Origin of the sequence: Pseudoalteromonas sp. S3776 (assembly GCF_005886915.1) — a bacterium.
Classification (GTDB): domain Bacteria; phylum Pseudomonadota; class Gammaproteobacteria; order Enterobacterales; family Alteromonadaceae; genus Pseudoalteromonas.
This window is the reverse complement of record NZ_PNCU01000002.1, coordinates 1-18,774: the sequence shown is the minus strand read 5'-3', so window position 1 is coordinate 18,774 and position 18,774 is coordinate 1. Positions and strand designations below refer to the sequence as shown.

At 40.1% G+C, this 18,774-nt stretch carries 16 protein-coding genes; 7 read left to right on the top strand and 9 right to left on the bottom strand.

The features are described 5' to 3' along the window. The first annotated feature begins 143 nt into the window (after positions 1-143). Both dkgB and CWC16_RS01305 read left to right on the top strand, forming a co-directional pair. Positions 144-959, top strand: coding sequence for a 2,5-didehydrogluconate reductase DkgB (dkgB, locus tag CWC16_RS01310; protein ID WP_055013747.1), 816 nt, complete (start codon positions 144-146; stop codon positions 957-959). Between the two features lie 65 nt (positions 960-1,024). After that, complete coding sequence (locus CWC16_RS01305; protein ID WP_138540183.1) at positions 1,025-1,312, top strand: putative quinol monooxygenase; 288 nt, start codon at positions 1,025-1,027, stop codon at positions 1,310-1,312. Between the two features lie 115 nt (positions 1,313-1,427). Here the strand turns inward: CWC16_RS01305 and CWC16_RS01300 are convergent, their stop codons facing one another. Further along, positions 1,428-2,081 carry a DUF6058 family natural product biosynthesis protein gene (locus tag CWC16_RS01300; RefSeq protein ID WP_138540182.1) on the bottom strand — a complete coding sequence of 218 codons (654 nt, stop codon included), beginning with the start codon at positions 2,079-2,081 and terminating at the stop codon, positions 1,428-1,430. 172 nt (positions 2,082-2,253) lie between these two features. Between CWC16_RS01300 and dapA the strand changes: the two genes are divergently transcribed. Both dapA and CWC16_RS01290 read left to right on the top strand, forming a co-directional pair. Continuing rightward, a complete protein-coding gene (gene dapA / locus CWC16_RS01295; protein ID WP_138540181.1) occupies positions 2,254-3,171 on the top strand; it encodes a 4-hydroxy-tetrahydrodipicolinate synthase in 918 nt (305 codons plus the stop codon). Between the two features lie 98 nt (positions 3,172-3,269). Beyond that, a complete protein-coding gene (locus CWC16_RS01290; protein ID WP_138540180.1) occupies positions 3,270-4,571 on the top strand; it encodes a DEAD/DEAH box helicase in 1,302 nt (433 codons plus the stop codon). Between the two features lie 128 nt (positions 4,572-4,699). On the opposite strand, the gene CWC16_RS01285 is transcribed toward CWC16_RS01290, so the two are convergent. After that, complete coding sequence (locus CWC16_RS01285) at positions 4,700-6,307, bottom strand: NAD(P)/FAD-dependent oxidoreductase (RefSeq protein WP_138540179.1); 1,608 nt, start codon at positions 6,305-6,307, stop codon at positions 4,700-4,702. A 192-nt stretch (positions 6,308-6,499) separates the two neighbouring features. Between CWC16_RS01285 and fdxA the strand changes: the two genes are divergently transcribed. The 3 genes from fdxA to CWC16_RS01270 all read left to right on the top strand — a co-directional run bounded on the left by fdxA (position 6,500) and on the right by CWC16_RS01270 (position 11,338). Further along, positions 6,500-6,823: a ferredoxin FdxA gene (gene fdxA / locus CWC16_RS01280; protein WP_029774458.1), complete on the top strand. Its 324-nt coding sequence runs from the start codon at positions 6,500-6,502 to the stop codon at positions 6,821-6,823. A 140-nt stretch (positions 6,824-6,963) separates the two neighbouring features. Next, positions 6,964-9,210: a carbohydrate binding family 9 domain-containing protein gene (locus CWC16_RS01275; protein WP_138540178.1), complete on the top strand. Its 2,247-nt coding sequence runs from the start codon at positions 6,964-6,966 to the stop codon at positions 9,208-9,210. Between the two features lie 223 nt (positions 9,211-9,433). Beyond that, complete coding sequence (locus CWC16_RS01270) at positions 9,434-11,338, top strand: putative bifunctional diguanylate cyclase/phosphodiesterase (RefSeq protein ID WP_055013708.1); 1,905 nt, start codon at positions 9,434-9,436, stop codon at positions 11,336-11,338. A gap of 241 nt (positions 11,339-11,579) precedes the next feature. On the opposite strand, the gene CWC16_RS01265 is transcribed toward CWC16_RS01270, so the two are convergent. The 7 genes from CWC16_RS01265 to CWC16_RS01235 all read right to left on the bottom strand — a co-directional run bounded on the left by CWC16_RS01265 (position 11,580) and on the right by CWC16_RS01235 (position 18,354). After that, positions 11,580-12,284, bottom strand: a complete 705-nt coding sequence (locus tag CWC16_RS01265) for a TorF family putative porin (RefSeq protein ID WP_138540177.1) — start codon at positions 12,282-12,284, stop codon at positions 11,580-11,582. 9 nt (positions 12,285-12,293) lie between these two features. Beyond that, positions 12,294-13,511, bottom strand: coding sequence for a BCCT family transporter (locus tag CWC16_RS01260; RefSeq protein WP_055013706.1), 1,218 nt, complete (start codon positions 13,509-13,511; stop codon positions 12,294-12,296). Between the two features lie 146 nt (positions 13,512-13,657). Next, positions 13,658-15,325, bottom strand: coding sequence for a choline dehydrogenase (gene betA, locus CWC16_RS01255; RefSeq protein ID WP_138540176.1), 1,668 nt, complete (start codon positions 15,323-15,325; stop codon positions 13,658-13,660). A 10-nt stretch (positions 15,326-15,335) separates the two neighbouring features. Then, on the bottom strand, positions 15,336-16,799 hold the full coding sequence (betB, locus tag CWC16_RS01250; protein WP_138540175.1) for a betaine-aldehyde dehydrogenase: 1,464 nt from the start codon (positions 16,797-16,799) through the stop codon (positions 15,336-15,338). Between the two features lies 1 nt (position 16,800). Further along, the gene (betI, locus tag CWC16_RS01245) at positions 16,801-17,376 is read right to left on the bottom strand and encodes a transcriptional regulator BetI (RefSeq protein WP_138540382.1); all 576 of its coding nucleotides are present in this window, start codon (positions 17,374-17,376) and stop codon (positions 16,801-16,803) included. A 415-nt stretch (positions 17,377-17,791) separates the two neighbouring features. Next, entirely contained in the window at positions 17,792-18,097 is a 306-nt protein-coding gene (locus tag CWC16_RS01240; protein WP_055013704.1) for a hypothetical protein, read from the bottom strand. Further along, on the bottom strand, positions 18,097-18,354 hold the full coding sequence (locus tag CWC16_RS01235; RefSeq protein WP_055013703.1) for a DUF3081 domain-containing protein: 258 nt from the start codon (positions 18,352-18,354) through the stop codon (positions 18,097-18,099). Before CWC16_RS01235 ends, CWC16_RS01240 begins: the two co-directional genes overlap by 1 nt. Between the last annotated feature and the right edge of the window lie 420 nt (positions 18,355-18,774).

Sequence of the window (18,774 nt, the reverse complement as noted above, 5' to 3'; positions counted from 1 at the left end):
TAAGGTTGAAACTTAAATTAATGGCCTCATTACCTATATTGAGGTCATTGATTTACAAATGACAACACAATAGAAGTAAAAGGTGTATTTCGTAAAGCTACAGAGCTTGTTTTTTTAACCGATTATTTTATAAGGATAGAGCCATGACACAACGTGTAATTGAAATGCCAGATTTAGGCATGGGAACATTCCGTTTAGAGGGCGACACCGCCTACAATTCAGTAAAAATGGCGTTAGAAGTAGGATTTCGTCATATTGATACTGCGCAAATTTATGGTAATGAAGAGCAAGTAGGGCAAGCCATAAAAGACAGCAATATTCCGCGCAGCGAAATATTTTTAACCACCAAAGTGTGGAACAACAAGCTTAACAAAACTGACTTTATTGCCAGCGTTGAAAAGTCACTAGAAAAGTTACAAGTAGACTCTGTTGATTTATTACTTATTCATTGGCCGGCGCCTTCAAATGATGAGCCTATGAGTGAGTATTTAACGGAGCTTTTAAAAGCTAAACAGCTTGGTTTAACAAAACACATTGGTGTTTCTAACTTTACTATTGCCAACTTAAACGAAGCAATGCAGACACTCGACTCTCGTGAAATATTTACTAACCAAGTTGAAGTGCATCCTTATTTAACCAATACAAAATTACGCGCTTTTTGTGATCAGCACGACATTCATGTTACAGCGTATATGCCATTTGTAGTTGGTAAAGTGCTCAAAGATCAAACCATTATAGATATTGCAAACAAGCATGATGCATCACCTGCGCAAGTGGTTATTGCATGGATTAATGCAAACGGTATGACCACCATACCATCATCAACTAAGCGTAAAAACTTAGAAGATAACTTTAACGACCATGTTAAGTTAGATGCTGAGGACATTGCCCGTATAGACAGCCTTGATTGTGGCGACCGCCAAGCAACGCCTGATTTTGCGCCACAGTGGGACCAATAACCACAAATGCAATATGATAGTAGGTGCAGTGAAGCTGCACCTTTATTTTTTAAAAAGGACTGCGTATGTTAACGGTAATTGCCACTATAGCGAGCAAAAATATCGATGCCGACGTCGTATTGACCGCGCTCGAAAACCTGCAAAAGTATTCACGTCAAGAAGCGGGTTGCCTGCGTTACGAGTTATCGGTTAAAAATGATGATGATCACACGACTTATTTAGTCAGTGAGCAGTGGGCTTCTAATGACCATTTTGAAGCGCATAAAAATGAGCCACATTTCAAAGCCTTTGGTACGCAGGTAACGGGTTTAGTGACCAGCAGTAACATAGATGTGTACAAATCTATCGGTTAGAATAAGCTAAGTCATTGTTTATATATTTAAATACAGTGGCGGCGTAATTATACACCGCCATTTGCGTTACCTAATCTTTTAAATACCCACCTCGTATTAAAACCACTGCCGTTTTTTATTTAATAGATAAATCGTACTTTAAAATAAGTGCATCTATGTAACGGGAACGCAGTGTGTGCTGCTTTTCATGTTCGGCGCCGTGGCCTAACGCTTTATTGAGTAATTTCATCGCGGGATGAAGCTGGGTGCGCTCTTGTTGATTTAAACTTCCTTTAGTGCGCAATTCGGTTATATCGTCAACCAGTAGGCGGCCTATATCAACACATACTATTTCATCAATTAAACCGTTCTGGGTCAGTACGCCATATTTACTGCATAAAAACTGTTGCCACACTTGCTGTAAATGCTCATCTATTTCGCAGCCAAATAATTCTTCATTAAAACTAAAGCCTTGCTGGGCAAGTTTACTCAGACTTGCCGTGTACTGCTGTGCAAAGTAATTGAAAGCATTACTAGAGGATTCAATTTTTTGTTTTATTAGCCCTTGCCCCCAGTTCACACAGCCGCGCGGGTAATAGTCATCGTATTCTTCACATTCATACAAACCAGAGTACGAGCTGCAACTTAACTGGCTTTTTATACAATAACTTGGTTTAGGAAAAATACTTTGCTGCTGCCATGTATCTAGTTGCTCGGCATCAATATTTAAAGCATGGCAAAGCTCATCGGTGTTATAAAAATGAGTGGCTAAGTAGTCAGATAAACGCATAATGGCTCGCTTAAAGTTAAAAATACAAGTACTGTTTAAGTGTACAGTGTTTGTATTTTGTATTATCAAACTAAATAACACAAGCCATTTTACGTTTATTATTCGCTTAGGCCTGCAAAAATGCGTGCAAGTATGTTACAAATAGCGCAAGTTTTATAAATAATGAATTTTTATGCGCACCCTAGAACAAATTAAACAAGCAAGCTTAATTACCGCCATTAAAACCCCATACTTAGCCAATGGTGATATAGATTTAGCAAAGTACGATGAACTCGTTGAAATACAAATTGCAGCGGGCGTAGATGGCATCGTGGTTGGTGGTACAACCGGCGAAGGCCAGCTAATGAACTGGGAAGAGCATTTAATGCTTATCGCGCACAGTGCTAATAAATATGGCGATAAGCTGTTAATTGTAGGGAATACAGGTAGCAATAATACCCGCGAAGCGATTAAGGCCACTAAGTACGGCTTTGCAAGCGGTATGCACGCCGCGCTGCAAATTAACCCATATTACGGCCGTACGTCTATTGCTGGCGTTAAAGAGCACTTTAAACGTGTGCTCGATATTGGCCCTGCGTTTATATACAACGTAGCAGGGCGCACAGGGCAAGATTTAACCCCAGATATTATCGAGCCATTAGCAAAACACCCTAATTTAATTGGTATAAAAGAATGTGGTGGTAACGAGCGTATTGCCCATTACGAGCAGCAGGGGATTGCGTGTTGGTCAGGTAATGATGACGAAGCGCACGATGCACGCCACACACATAAAGCGCACGGTGTAATATCGGTGACATCTAACCTTATACCTGGGCTGTTCCGCCAGTTAATGGATACTAAAAATGATGCGTTAAATACCTCATTACAACCTTTAATGAACTGGCTATTCTGCGAGCCAAACCCGATTGCAATAAACACCGCAATGATGATGACCGGCGCGGTAAATCCCGTATTTAGATTACCGTATGTGCCACTGAGCGATGAGCAACAAGCACAAGGCGAGGCCTTAATAAACGAGCTTAACGTTGATGATATTGTGGGCAATAAAGCTAACGTTTTAAATAACGATGATGTGCTTATACTTTCTTAGCGTTTTGTTTGTATTTATAAACACTAATCACTAACTGTTGACGCGTTTTTGCTGTATAATTTGCGACCCTTGATAAATGTGGCCGCAGGTTATACAGCATGAATTTTAAATCTTTTAGTTTTTCCCCTGAACTTATTCAGGCGTTAGACGAACTTAATTACCACACCCTTACGCCCATTCAGCGTGCAGCAATCCCAGCTGTTCGTAAAGGTAAAGACGTTTTAGCAAGTGCCCAAACAGGCACGGGTAAAACGGCAGCGTTTGCTTTACCTATCATCCAAAAATTAACTGAATCTGAGTTAAGCACAAGCAATGCTCCGCACGCATTAGTGCTTGCGCCAACACGTGAGCTGGCAGAGCAAATAGCAAATAACTTTAAAGCCTATGCAAAACATACCGCTTTAAAAGTAGTGAGCTTATTTGGCGGTGTTAATACCGCAGGCCAAGCAAATGCACTTAAAGACGGTGTAGATGTGGTTGTTGCAACCCCAGGGCGTTTACTTGATCATATACGTTTAGGTAATGTAAGCCTTGCAAGCGTTAAACACTTAGTACTAGATGAAGCCGACCGTATGCTTGATATGGGCTTTATTGAAGATATGCAAAGTGTGATTAAAAGTTGTGACGAGCAACGTCAAATTTTACTTTTCTCAGCTACGTTCCCTGCGGCTATTAAACAATTTGCATCTAAAGTATTAAAGCAGCCTGAAATTGTACGTGTTGATCAAACTAATAGTACAGCAAGTACGGTACAGCATGTTGTTTACCCTGTTGAAGAGCGCCGCAAGCAAGAGCTATTGTCTGAGCTTATTGGTAAAAAGAACTGGCAACAGGTACTTGTGTTTGTAAACATGAAAGAAACAGCGGATGAGCTGGTTAAAGAGCTTAACCTTGATGGTATTCCTGCTACCGTATGTCATGGTGATAAATCGCAAGGTAATCGCCGGCGTGCACTTCGTGAATTTAAAGAAGGCAAAGTACGTGTTTTAGTAGCTACCGAAGTTGCAGCGCGTGGAATTGATATTGAAGGCTTACCACGAGTCATTAATATTGATTTACCATGGCTTGCTGAAGATTACGTTCACCGCATTGGCCGTACAGGTCGTGCTGGTAATCAAGGCCAAGCTATTTCGTTTGTAAGCCGCGAAGAAGAAAACACCTTATTTGAAATAGAGTCGCTAATTGGCCAAAAAATTAAGCGTGTTTACTTAGAGGGCTATGAAGTAAGTAGCCGTGAAGTACTTATTGATAAAATAGGTAAAAAACCTGCGCATTTACGTCGTAGCCGTACTAACAAGCCAACAGGCCAGGCAACAGGCGAAGCACGTGCGGTAAATCGTTCACGTATTTCAAATGTGCGTAAAAGCTTAAAAGGCGCCAAACTTACCCTTAAAAAGTAAGTGTACAAAGTGCCGTTCTTATAAAAAACCTGAGTTTACTAGGGTTTTTTTATACCTCAGTTTAACTCAAGGTTTAAACAAAAAAACCTCACTTAGTGAGGTTTTTCGGTAAACAACTTAAATGTGGTTTAAGCGTTTTCGATCATCGAAAGTGCAACGGCTTCAGCCGCTTTTATACCATCAATACCGGCAGATAAAATACCGCCTGCGTAGCCTGCGCCTTCACCCGCTGGGTATAAACCTTTAGTATTTATGCTTTGGAAGCTTTTATCGCGCTTGATACTAATAGGTGAAGATGTACGGGTTTCTACCCCCGTTAACAAACCATCGTTAGTTGAAAAACCACGGATTTGCTTATTAAAGGCTGGAATGGCTTCGCGTATTGCATCAATAGCAAATTGCGGAAGCACATTTGCTAAATCGGTGAGCTTTATGCCGGGTGTAAACGAGGGCTGTACATCACCTAAATCGCCCGATGCTTTTCCTTTTAAAAAGTCGCCAATTAACTGCGCTGGTGCATCGTAGTTACTGCCGCCTAATGCATAGGCTTGCTCTTCTAGTTTACGTTGCAAATCAATGCCGGCAAGCGGGTGACCTGGGAAGTCTTTTTCAGGTGTAATACCTACTACAATAGCACTATTTGCATTGCGCTCACTACGAGAGTATTGGCTCATACCGTTTGTTACTACCCGGCCTTCCTCAGAGGTGGCGGCTACAACGGTTCCCCCTGGGCACATACAAAAGCTGTAAACGGTGCGGCCATTATCACAATGGTGAACGAGCTTATAATCAGCAGAGCCTAAAATGGGGTTACCCGCGTTAGGTCCAAAACGACACTCATCAATCATCGATTGCTTGTGCTCGATTCTAAAGCCCACAGAAAATGGTTTTGCTTCTATGTAAATACCTTTATCGTGAATCATTTTAAAGGTATCGCGTGCGCTATGTCCCACAGCAAGTACTACATGGCGGGTACTTAATTTTTCACCGTTTGAAAGCGTTAAGCCGGTTACTTGCCCATCATCTATATGAATGTCGTCTACGCGGGTACTAAAGCGGATTTCACCACCAAGTTCAATAATACGCGCGCGCATTTTTTCAATCATGGTAACCAGTTTAAATGTACCAATGTGCGGCTTGCTTACATATAGAATTTCACTGGGTGCGCCAGCTTCTACAAATTCGGTGATTACTTTACGCCCATAATGTTTTGGATCTTTTACTTGGCTGTATAGTTTGCCGTCTGAGAATGTACCTGCGCCACCCTCGCCAAACTGTACGTTAGACTCTGTATTGAGGGTACGTTTACGCCAAAAGCCAAAGGTGTCTTTGGTGCGTTCGCGTACTTCTTTCCCGCGCTCTAAAATAATAGGGTTAAAACCCATTTGAGCCAGCACTAAGCCTGCAAATAGTCCACACGGACCAAAGCCTATTACTACAGGGCGCTCAGTCAGGTTAGCGGGGGCTTGAGCAACAAATTTGTATGAAGTATCAGGGGCCGGTTTTACGTGCTGATCTTTTGCAAATACGTTTAAAAGCGTTTCTTCGTTGTCTACTTCAATATCGAGGGTGTAAATAAGTAAAATAGCCGTTTTTTTACGTGCATCGTACCCGCGTTTAAACACATTGTAGCTGTGTAGCTGCGCTGGCTGTATTTTTAATTTATCAACTATGGCTTGGCCTATAGCGTCTTCGTTATGATCAAGCGGCAGCTTTATTTCAGTTAAACGTATCATTTTTATCTCTTTTAGGTGTCTTAGCGGTAATAGTATCCGCTCACAATAAGAAGTGTAGGGCACGTAATGGCTATACATTAAGGGCGCATATGTTACGTTAAATTGACCACAGATGGCACATATTTATTGTGTTTTTAAAGGGGTTGGGTATGATCCGCGCTTCAGATAATTAATTACTAGGTTTAAACTATTATGGCGTTTGTGGTCACCGAAAACTGTATTAAATGCAAATACACAGATTGTGTGGCAGTGTGCCCAGCAGATGCATTTTATGAAGGCCCTAACTTTTTAGCAATAAGCCCTATAGATTGCATTGATTGCGGGTTATGTGTACCAGAGTGCCCAGCTGAAGCAATTTACCAAGAAGATGAGCTGCCAGAAGACCAAAAAGAGTTTACCGAGCTTAATGCTGAGCTTGCATTAGTGTGGCCACGCATTGTTGAAGTAAAACCGGCGCCTGCTGATGCCGATAGCTGGAATGGTGTGGCTAATAAGCTTAAATTAATCGAAACCTAGCTTTCAAATTAAGCCTTTAATATAAATTAGTTAAAAAAGCGATTGTTTTTAGTATCAAGCTATTAACAAATGTACAGACTTAAATTACACTGCATAAATAAGTTTACCTTTAAAGGGTAAACACGTCTAAATGGATGTTTATGCAGTACTTAATAATTATAAAAAAACAATGCAGTGCTTTATTTCCCTTCTTAATTGCACTTTTATTTTCTAACCACCTTTATGCCAGTGAAAAACAGCAGCATTCTCTTGTACATATAAATGCAGATATTACTGTAGATGGCGTACTGGATGAGCCCCACTGGCAGAATGCCACTTTAATCCCTGTAGCATTTCAAGATGAGCCTAACGAAAAGGGCACCCCACCGGTTAAAACCGATGCTTACATGTACGAAGATGGCAGCAACTTATATGTTGCATTTGTAGCCGAAGATCCACAACCGAGCGAAATTACTGCGTCACTTCGCGACAGAGATACGCTTTGGCAAGATGATACGGTTATTTTAATTATCGATACTTTTAACGATGAACGTTCAGCTTACGAATTTTATGTAAACCCACTGGGTGCGCAAGGTGATACGCGAATGAGCGACACCGATGGCTGGCAATCAGATCCGTCTTGGGATGCAATATGGGATAGTGCTGGACAAATTACCGACCAAGGGTATGTGGTTGAAATGCGCATACCTTTTAAAGCGCTGAGATTTCCTGAAAATAAAACAGATTTAACATGGGGCTTTGCCCTTATGCGAAATTATCAACGTGATGTACTGTATCAGCTTTCAAACATGGGGTTTGACCGAGATATAAAATGCAGTTTATGTCAGTTTGATAAATTAAATGGTTTTAAAAATATAAAAGCCAGCAAAAATCTGCAACTAACGCCCACGCTTACGGCGCTCAGAAATGATTCAAAACCTACCTTGCCAGGGCAGTGGGATAATGGCGATATAGACACCGAAGCGGGGCTTGATTTACGCTGGGGGGTTACACAAGATGCGGTAATTAATGCCACAATAAACCCCGACTTTTCGCAAATAGAAAGTGATGCATTAGCCCTTGATGTAAATACCACGTACTCAATTTATTATGCAGAAAAAAGGCCGTTTTTTTTAGATGGCGCATCCTACTTTAAAAGCAGTTTGTTTGAGCTATTGTATACCCGCACCATTGCAGAGCCTGAAGTTGGGGCAAAATTAACAGGTAAAACAGGGCAACATAGCTATGCATTTATGTATGCCGATGACAATAATAGCACTATTTTATTGCCTACAAATCAAGGCTCAGGTTTTGCAATGTTAGAGGATAAAACCCATGCAGCAGCGGCGCGTTATCAATACGATATTGGGCAACAAGGCACTATAGGGCTAAGTACGACCCACCGCGAAAGCGATGATTACTACAATACAGTGCTTTCTGTTGATGGCAGCTATTGGTTTAATCAAACAGATCTGCTGGCCTACCAAGTAGCTACAACCGATTCTAAAAACTCTGATTTTTTAAAAAGTAACTATAACTTATCTAAAACTCAATCTGATGAAGCGTACGCTATTGAATTTACCCGTGATAAACGTGACTACAATTTGTTTGCTAGCTACGAAAAAGTAGGTAAAGACTATCGCACTGACTTAGGTTATCAAGAAAAAGTAGATTATGAGAACGTAGGCTTTGGGGGCGGCCAAACCTGGTATGCGGATGAGTCTGGCTTATTAACGTCATGGTCTTATGAGGCTGATTGGGATAAAACATGGGCGCAAAATGGCGACCTACTTGAGGAAGAATACCAAGGGTTTATAACATTAAAAGGGCAAAAGCAGTCTATTTTTGAAATTGGCTTACTGCACCGTTATGAAAACTATAATGATGCTTTTTATAATCAAAATATTGGCTTTGTATACACAGGCTTTAAACCTAAAAATAATATTTGGCTGTCGTTTTATGGTGAGTATGGCAGCCGCATTGATTACGCTAATGAGCAAATTGGCGATTCGTATGCAACGCAAACGCAAGTTACGTGGGATATAAACGATCATTGGCAAGTAGACGCTACGCATAACTACAGTGTTTTAGATAACCCGCAGGGGGAGCGAGTTTATACCGCTAACTTATTAGACTTTAGGCTTTATTATAAATTTAGCATGCGCGCTATGCTCAAGCTTATATTGCAATTTGAAGACATTGATAGAAACAAAGACGCCTACTACTACCAAGTTAGCCACATTAATAAAGACTATGGTAGCCAATTAGTTTACTCGTACAAAATTAATGCTCAAACATTATTTTATTTAGGCTATTCAGATAAAAGCTACCAAGACGACTCCCTACAACACGTTGAAAGAGATCAACGCACATTTTTTACAAAAGTGAGCTATGCATGGCAGCTATAAGTTATTAAGCCAAAATATGTAACTTTAACAAAGTGGTTTATTTTTATTCATCACACTCTATAATTACTTAATTATTAAGCATTAAATTATTCTTATTGAGTACGGTTCTAAAAATTTTAATACATAAGGACTGTACTATGGCTTGCTTAGTACTAAAAACAGGCGATATAATCGCCTTTTAGTAACGGGTTTATAGGATAAGTAATTTAGATGGATTTTATTGATGAATAAATTTAAACCCTTAGGCAGCATTTTTTTTGTATTTATCTTGTTTTGCTTTTGTTTAAACATTGAACTAACAAACCAAATTAACCGCATTAATTTATTCAACCCTGACATAGATTTACGCCACTTTGATATTGCAGATACAACGCTCGAAATGGCGCCTTGGTATAACCCTATGCTCAACGGGCACTATTTAATACACCAGCCCTCTGCCGATTTTTTATTAGTCAAAACTACTGATACTGAATTTATTGCAGCAAATGCCACAAAACTAATACTAATGACTTTAACATCGCCAATAAATTTTATTTTGGTGTGTATGGTATTGTTTGTGGGCTTTACAATTATTCGTAAAGAGCGTAAAAAAATCTCTTATCAACGTGAAATAGCAAAGCTTAATAACAGCGCTAATCAATTGCTTGTTGCCTTTAACCTTCAACCCCAACACGACAACTCGTCGGGGCTTAGCAATTTGAGCCAATCAATAAACAACCTAAATATTCACGTAGCTAACTATTTAAAGCAAACACAAACAAGTATCTGCCAAGACAAATTAACCTTGCTTATTGACCGTCATGCTTATATTGAGCACATAGATAGGCAAATTAATTTTAATGATGAGGAGGATCTTAAGTGTGCGCTGCTGTTTATTGACCTAGACGGATTTAAACAAGTTAATGACTCATTTGGTCACAGTTTTGGTGACGAAATTTTGGTACAAGTAGCTACACGCTTAGCTAATGTATTACGTCACCATAAGCTAAGCAATATCAATTCGGCTAATCAGTTAGAGCAAAATTTATCTCGTTTAGGTGGAGACGAATTTTCGATTTTCATAGAGTCAGTTGATAACGAAAATAAAGTGGTTGATATTGCAAAGCATGTACTCAGTGAGCTTGAGAAAGACTTTGTGCTGGGTAACAAAATAGTCAAAATTAGTGCCAGTATTGGTATTGCTTCCTACCCAGAGAGCGCCTCAACCCCACAAGCACTATTACAGTTAGCGGATGTGGCAATGTACCGTGCAAAAAGCGACGGTAAAGGCATTTTTAAAGTGTACTCCCCAGAAATGGGTAATAAAATGCGCCGTTATCATTATCTATTGGAAGAGCTGCGTTTGGCCGTGGCGTGTAAAGACTTTTACTTATCGTTTCAACCTATCGTCCATGTAGAAGACTGCATGATAGATTATTTCGAAGCGCTTACACGTTGGGAGCACCCTATAGAAGGGATGATTTCACCGGCTGAGTTCATTCCTATTGCTGAAGAATCTAACCTTATTTTAGAGCTCGGCGATTGGATTATGCATGAGTCGTGCAGGCAAATGGCGGCATGGCATAATGCGGGTATGCGCAAAGTAAAAATTTCGGTTAATGTATCAGGCGTGCAATTAAAACATCGCTCAGTGTACGATTGGATAATGAAAAATCTAAAAAACACAGGGCTGCCATCACATTCTTTAATGTTAGAAATAACGGAATCTACGTTTATTAAAGCCAGTAAAAGTATGATTGAAGAGCTTGAGCGACTTCGCGCTGAAGGGGTGACGATTGCGATTGACGACTTTGGTACCGGCTTTAGTTCATTAAGTACATTAGCTGATTTACCCATCGATGTAATAAAAATAGATCGCTCGTTTATCTCTCAAGCTGATAAAAGTCCAAAGTACAATGACATTCTTAATACCATCAGCGAATTAGGTCAAAAGCTGGGGCTTAAAATAGTGGCAGAGGGCGTAGAGGAAATTGAACAGTTTGAGCTTGTAAAACGCATGGGGGTCAGCTCTGTGCAAGGGTATTTGGTTAGCCGCCCAGAGTCATCTATCAATGTGGGTAATAAAGTATTACGAAAAAATACAGCCAATTTATCTGCCGCGGGTACTAGTGCATGGGAAATTGATTAAAGCGTGTATGTTTTAGATGGGCTGTATGAATAGAATGAATAAAGTCGTTTTTGACCTAATGCTTACTATTACGTGATGTATTAGCATTGCTAGTAGACCGACGTTCCTTTATTTAAGATGGTGTTACTAAAAATTTTGAAATGAAAAGCTTTATGCTTAAAGAATAGTAAAATTGTGTTAGATAAAAAAATGCCACTTTTAAAAGTGGCATTTTTGTTTGTAGAATCTAACAACTACAACTTTATAAAGCGAATGTGCGTGATATAGCAAGCACTATACGCTCATCAGCGTAGTCGTAGTCTAGGCTTGTGTCTTCTGCAGCAATCTCAATACCAAAGCCTTCGTAGCTCGTTTGATACGCTAGGCGGTAATGGCTGTAAGATTTATCACCTTTTGGTGCATCCCACTGAAATTTATCGCCATCGAGTGAGTTTGAAATATCAAAGCTTGCACGAATGGCATGATTTGGGGCAATTTCAAAGGTGTGGGCAATCATAGAAATAACATGGCCAGCACCGGTACCAAAGTAATCCCAGCTATACCAAAAGTTAAGCTCTGTTTGACCATACTCACTTGCATAGCCAAACTTTGTGTAGGCTTCTGCGTAGTTACCATCGCTGTTATTACCTTGGTATGTGTAATAAGCAATACCGTAATCAGCGCTCACTTGCTCGTTAAGTTGCACGTATTTACCAAGGTATGCATCAAGTTCAAAATCAGTGTCATCACCAAAATCTACATTAGATGCCCATGCACCCGCATAAACACCGCTTTCGAACGCGTAATCAAGGCTTGCTTGAATTGCAGGGTCGCTATCAGTTTGTGTTACACCGTTAAAAGTATAGTCAGATGCCGCTGTAATGGTAGTTGACCAGTTAGCTGACACCGTTGTTGATAAAAGTGCGAAAGGTAGCGCTACTGCTAGTTGTTTTAATTTGTTATTCATTGTTGATCCCTAATGTACAGTTTCTATTTTTGTGTAATCGATTTTGTTTGCTTTTGGAGAACTGTCTATATTGTTAACCGTTTTAAATTTGCTATAGCCAATAAACGCAGCACAGCCAAAAAACAGTGCAATTACTAACGCGCCAACCCATTGAATTTGTAGAAATTCAAGTTTAAATAACAAGGTAAGTAGCGATAAGGCCACAATATTTAGCAGCATATAGTTCATTTTACCTAAACGTTTAACCGTTAAATTAAGGTTATCAGTGTATAGGCGTATTAATGAATCAAGCGAATTAATAACAAACACTATCCCAACAAATACCATGGCAAAGTTTTTAATACCCGCTGTTGAAATACCCATTTCGTGGTAGTGATAAAGTACGCTAAACCAAATTGCAATCGGGATAGATGGGAATATCAACATTGCACCTAGCACTTGGTATGTTTTAAGGCCACCTACAAAACGAGACGTAAACTGGCCAATCATAATACTCCACGCGAACCACCAAAATAGGTAAAATTCATGGTAGTCGTTAAGCGGTAAAACAAACTCATTTATATTGGCAAAGTAAGTACCAATTTCTGCAAGGTTATTGGTAAATGCCGACATTTCGCTGTCACCAACGACAAATGCACCCACCCACATAAAGGCAATTAACGCGATAAACAACCAAGTTGTAGAAATACTTAAAAAGCGCACGTATTTAATATCTGTACTTGAGTACACAGCAAAGCAAATAGCTGCAAATACAATAAAGTAAAAGGTAGGTATAACGCTCGAGCCATCGCCTAGCTCTGGTAAGTACCAGGGTAAGTTAGAAAGCAGTAGGTAAGCCGTAAAGGCACATGTGCCAATAATAACCACGTTATTAATGAACTTAACCCATGAAATTTCGAAAAATTTAACTTTGGGCTCTATTACACAGAAATAAAAGCACGTAAGAAAGTAAAATCCCCAGATCAAGAATCCCCAGTAGCCAAACTCAATAGCCAGTGGGTTTGCAAACGCGTATTCTGGGCTTGCTTTTATGTCTGCATAACCTGCAAATTCGGTTAATGGAAACATGATTAGGCCAACGTCTAGGCCTGAGGTAAATAAGATTGCGATAAAGGTAAAAGTTCTCACTGGTGTTACGCCTACTACGCGTACGTTACCCCATTTAAATAAAATAGTGATAACTGCAAGTAGCGTAAATATAATGCCAGCACTAAGCCATATAGTCATTATCGCCCTCCCAAAATGAATAAAAGTAACTCATAAGTTCTCCGTTTTTGTTTTATTGCTTGCATAAACACCGCGTAACCAATTTACGCCGTGAGCCACTGCAAGTTGAACGTGCCCTACATCGTGTTAGGCACGTTATGGCTTAATTAAATCTCGCTATTACGTTGCGTTGTTTGCCAATTACTGCTTATGGCAACGTCCACAGATGCTTGCGGTAACGGTGTTTTACCTAAAATTAGATCTGCTGCTTTTTCTGCAACCATAATTGTAGGGGCATTTAAGTTACCATTTGGTACCGTTGGGAAGATTGACGAGTCAACAACACGTAGCCCTTCAATACCATGAACTTGGGTATTAGAATTAACCACGGCCATGTCATCTTCGCCCATTTTGCAAGAACAAGATGGGTGATAGGCACTTTCTACTGCTTGGCGTACAAAGGCATCTATTTCTTCGTCGGTTTGAATGTGCTTACCTGGTTGAATTTCTTCATCGCGGTAGTCATCAAATGCGCTTTGCTCAATAATGTCGCGAGTTAGGCGCACACACGCTCTAAAACCTTCAATATCGTCTTTATGCTGTAAGTAGTTAAATAAAATTTTTGGCGGTTGCTCAGGATTAGCTGATTGAATAGTCACACTACCACGGCTTTTAGGTTTGTTATGACCTACATGAACCTGAAAACCATGACCCGCAAATGCACTGCGCCCGTCGTAGCGCATCGCCGCTGGTAAAAAGTGGTACTGAATATCTGGCCACTCAACGTCAGGTTTTGAGCGAATAAACGCACACGACTCAAAATGATTGGTTGCACCTAAGCCTTTTCGGGTCAGCAGCCATTTAGCGCCAATTAAGCCTTTAGAGAAAAGGCCTAATTTACCGTTTAAGGTAATAGGTTGCTTACACTTGTACTGAAAGTAAAACTCAAGGTGATCTTGCAAGTTTTGACCAACGCCTGGTAAGTGATGTTTTACCTCAACACCGGCTTCTTCAAGTATGGCTTTATCGCCAATACCCGAAAGCTGTAAAATATGCGGTGAGCCAATTGGGCCTGCACTTAATACAACGTCTTTAGTAGCATGCGCCGTTTTAAGCGTACCATTTACTGTGTATTCAATGCCTGTGGCTTTTTTGCCTTCTAAAATTACTTTTTGTGCTAACGCACCTGTAATAACGGTTAAGTTACTGCGAGATTTTACTGGGTCTAGATATTCGCGTGAGGCGGAGCTGCGCACACCGTCTTTTACAGTCATATGCATAGGGCCAAAGCCTTCTTGCTGCGCTGCGTTGTAATCGTCTGTGTGTGCATATCCAGCTTGTACACCTGCTTTTATAAAAGTGGTGTAAAGCGGGTTCTGCATTTCGTTACCGTTATTAACACCAAGCGGGCCTGTGCCACCACGGTGCGCATTTTCGCCTAAATAAAAGCTTTCTGCTTTTTTGAAGTAAGGTAAGCACGACTGATAATCCCAGCCGTTAGCACCGTGTTGCTGCCACTCGTCAAAATCTTTCGCATGGCCTCGTACGTACACCATGCCATTAATTGATGACGAGCCGCCTAACACTTTACCGCGTGGGCAGTGCATTTCACGGTTATCTAAATACGGCTCAGGCTGAGTGTGAAACTGCCACGCGTATTTATCTGTATTCATAGGAATAGAAAGCGCTGTTGGCATTTTTATAAATATACTTTTATCGCTTTTGCCAGTTTCTAGCAAAAGCACTTTATTGTTTGTATCTTCAGACAAGCGATTTGCAAGTACACAACCTGCAGAACCGGCGCCCACAATAATATAATCGTAAGTGTTACTCATAGTTGCCACCTTAAAACGGGCTTTCTATGTCGGCCATGCCCACATAGATAGACTTAGTTTGCGTGTAATGATCAAGTGTTTCTATGCCATTTTCACGGCCAATACCTGATTGCTTATAACCACCAACAGGCATTTCAGCAGGTGAGTTACCATAGGCATTAATCCAACAAATACCTGCTTCTAATTGGTGAATAACACGATGCGCCCGTTTAATATCGCTAGTAAATACGCCGGCGGCTAAACCAAGATGTGTACCATTAGCACGCGCAATTACATCATCTTCGTCTTCAAAAACAAGCACGCTCATAACTGGGCCAAAAATTTCTTCTTTGACGATAGTCATGTCATCGTTGCAATCGGTAAATACCGTAGGTGCTACAAAGTAACCATTAGGCGCTGATTCAGGAGAAAGCGTAGTACCGCCAGTCAATAGTGTTGCACCTTGGTCTTTACCGCTTTGTATATAGCTCATTACCAATTCTTGATGCTTTTTAGAGATTAGTGCACCAAAGTTAGTATTTAAATCTTGTGGATCGCCAGCAATAATATTTTGCTCAGTACGTGTTTTAAGCTCATCAATAAACTGCTGATATACATTTTTATGAACGTAAATACGGGTACAGTTAGTACAAATTTCACCTTGGGTATAAAAGTTACCTAACATAGCTGCACTGACTGCTTGCTCAATATTGGCATCTTCAAACACTAATAAAGGTGATTTACCACCTAACTCCATTGTCACGTCTTTTAATGTGCCTGCAGCGCTTGCCACTACTTTTTTACCTGTGCCTACTTCACCCGTAAACGACACTTTGTCTATTTCACTGTGAGAGGTTAACCACTGACCTACATCACCCGCACCTTGCACAACGTTAAATACGCCGGCAGGTACACCTGCTTCAACAAAAATTTCAGCAAGTTTAATCGCACCTAAAGGGGTTTCTTCTGAAGGCTTAAAGATAAACGCATTACCTGCGGCAAGGGCAGGGCCCGATTTCCAACAAGCAATTTGCAGTGGGTAGTTCCATGCACCAATACCAGCACAAATACCTAATGGCTCTTTGCGAGTATAGTAAAAGTCTTCGCCAACCATTTGTTGCTGGCCAACTTGCGCTGGTGCTAAACCGGCAAAGTATTCAATTACATCTGCGCCTGTTTCTATATCAACGCAGTTAGCTTCTTGCATTGGTTTACCTGTATCAAGCACTTCAACTAAGGCAAGCTCGTCATTACGCTCACGCAATAAAGCAACCGCTTTTAATAAAATACGGCTACGTTCTATTGGGCTCATTTTTGACCATTGAGCAAAGCCTTGTTTTGCACTCTCGATAGCTGCGTTTTGAATAAATTCGTCGGCAACTTCTACCGAGTAAATAACTTCATCTGTGGCTGGGTTTTTTACATCAAAAGTTTCACCACTTTGGTTTGCAAGGAAGTGGCCATTAATAAAGTTTTGATAGACAGGTGTAGTCACGCTAGGCTCCATATTGCTTGATGAGTGAATGTACATAGCTTTTCGCTAATGTTTCACTGTGTTTAAATTGGTTTTCGTCAGATTGACTTAATACTGCTCTTAACCATAGGCCATCAATCATGGCGGCGCTAAGTTCTGCAGCTTGTTTTGCTTGCTTTACGGGCATTAGTTGCTTAAAAGAAAATGCTAAATTACTTTGCAAGCGATTACTGTTTACATTTTGCAGCCTGTGCAGCTCTTGATCGTGCATTGACTGCGCCCAAAAACTTAACCACGTACGTGTGGTGTCATTGCGCTGTTGAACAAGTGCAAAGTTGGCCTCAACAATAAACATCAAACGCTCAATTGCGCTTGTGGATGGCTCAACTTTTTCAATTAATTCATTTTTTAAATTCGATAACAAATACCTAACGGTTGCCTCTATTAACCCCTGCTTGCCACCAAAGTAATGGCTAATAATGCCAGATGATAAACCTGCATTTTTACTAATGGTGTTAATGGTTGTTCCTTGCAAACCGCGCTGTGCTACTGACTCAATAGTCGCGTCAATTAGCTGCTGACGCCTGACAGGTTCCATTCCGACTTTAGGCATAATTTTTATTAATTGAACGTTCAATAAAGATAAGCTTAATGTAATAGCTCTAACAATTCAAGGCGAAAGTAAACAACCAGATACCAAGATGTAGATGGATTATTAATAAAAACGGGTTAATTTGTAGTTGTGCCTCATGCCGGTCTTTATAAATAAAATTGCATACATTCAATGGTTTACACTTAAAATTTTAAATGGTAAAAATAGTAAGGATTTGTTTACGGGGTATGAGTAATAAAAAAGATAAATATTCGTTAGAATGGTAATAGTTAGAGTACGAAGGGTATTTTAAATAGACAAACATAACCATTTTACACGTTTAATTAGTGTACTAATTAAAAATACTAGCAGTGTATACTGGTTAGAAAAGAGAAGCTTAATGTTATAAAAGGCGTGTAAATTAGGTGCTATTAATAACGCCTTTAAATAATAGCGGATAGCGTCTAAGGCGATTACCTATGTAATCATCGGCTAAGATTTGTTGACAGATAAAGTTAACGTCGTTACTGGCTTCAAACACCCAATCAAAGCGTTCTATGGCCAGCAAAAAACCGCGTTTAAGGTAGGTTTGTTCGCGATATTCATCTAGATTTTGACGAACTATATCGAGCTTTTCTGGGTGCGCTTGTAGCTCCGCAATTACCTGGTTTATAAACGAGGTGGTTTGCTTGTTTGTGGTGCGTTTACGAATGCGTCTTGGCTGCATTATTCCTCATTAGCAATGTTATATAGTTTTTTTAGAAAGTCGTCTTTGTGTTTTTCATGCTCATAATCAAGATGGTAAGCATTATGAAATCCAAAGCGCAATAATACGCCGCTACCTTCTAAGTATATTGTGTAGCCGTCAATGTCAGAGTAAGCGGTAACTCCCTGGTAGTGTTTACCAATATCGTTTTGCTTACCGCGCTTTTGAATACGTTCATACACAGAAAGGATCTGCTTATTATCGAGTTCGTTTTTCATCATTCACCCTTAGCTATTTAAATCTATTACGTTTTATATATGAGGGACGATCATCGTAAAAACAATCAAATAATGGATATTTTACGATGACTTTATGAGAGCACTTATCGCTGTTTAATAGCAGGGCGCGTTTATTTCAGCAATGCTTAACGCTAAAGGGGGTTTTAATTGTTAGGGCTTAAACGTACTATGCTGCGTGGCGTAAAGTTTGCGTTATAGCAGTAAAGCGCTTTAAGTGAGTATTTTAGGCGTTTTGGGGCCGGTTAACAGCCATTTGTTTAAAGCTTAGTCAACATTGAGACTTTAATAATGAGCTATTTCCTACAAATAGCATTATTCGGCCCGCAGGGCTCATTTAAAGGACAAGCAACTCTTTTATCTGTTTGAATGTCGATGAGGAGCACTACCTTACCTCATTCT

Coding starts and splice junctions, on each gene's coding strand:
- fdxA (WP_029774458.1), top strand. CDS start 6,500: ATGGCGTTTGTGGTCACCGAAAACTGTATTAAATGCAAATACACAGAT.
- betI (WP_138540382.1), bottom strand. CDS start 17,376: ATGGAACCTGTCAGGCGTCAGCAGCTAATTGACGCGACTATTGAGTCA.
- CWC16_RS01260 (WP_055013706.1), bottom strand. CDS start 13,511: ATGACTATATGGCTTAGTGCTGGCATTATATTTACGCTACTTGCAGTT.
- dkgB (WP_055013747.1), top strand. CDS start 144: ATGACACAACGTGTAATTGAAATGCCAGATTTAGGCATGGGAACATTC.
- CWC16_RS01265 (WP_138540177.1), bottom strand. CDS start 12,284: ATGAATAACAAATTAAAACAACTAGCAGTAGCGCTACCTTTCGCACTT.
- dapA (WP_138540181.1), top strand. CDS start 2,254: ATGCGCACCCTAGAACAAATTAAACAAGCAAGCTTAATTACCGCCATT.
- CWC16_RS01275 (WP_138540178.1), top strand. CDS start 6,964: ATGCAGTACTTAATAATTATAAAAAAACAATGCAGTGCTTTATTTCCC.
- CWC16_RS01290 (WP_138540180.1), top strand. CDS start 3,270: ATGAATTTTAAATCTTTTAGTTTTTCCCCTGAACTTATTCAGGCGTTA.
- CWC16_RS01285 (WP_138540179.1), bottom strand. CDS start 6,307: ATGATACGTTTAACTGAAATAAAGCTGCCGCTTGATCATAACGAAGAC.
- CWC16_RS01305 (WP_138540183.1), top strand. CDS start 1,025: ATGTTAACGGTAATTGCCACTATAGCGAGCAAAAATATCGATGCCGAC.
- CWC16_RS01270 (WP_055013708.1), top strand. CDS start 9,434: ATGAATAAATTTAAACCCTTAGGCAGCATTTTTTTTGTATTTATCTTG.
- betA (WP_138540176.1), bottom strand. CDS start 15,325: ATGAGTAACACTTACGATTATATTATTGTGGGCGCCGGTTCTGCAGGT.
- CWC16_RS01240 (WP_055013704.1), bottom strand. CDS start 18,097: ATGCAGCCAAGACGCATTCGTAAACGCACCACAAACAAGCAAACCACC.
- CWC16_RS01235 (WP_055013703.1), bottom strand. CDS start 18,354: ATGAAAAACGAACTCGATAATAAGCAGATCCTTTCTGTGTATGAACGT.
- CWC16_RS01300 (WP_138540182.1), bottom strand. CDS start 2,081: ATGCGTTTATCTGACTACTTAGCCACTCATTTTTATAACACCGATGAG.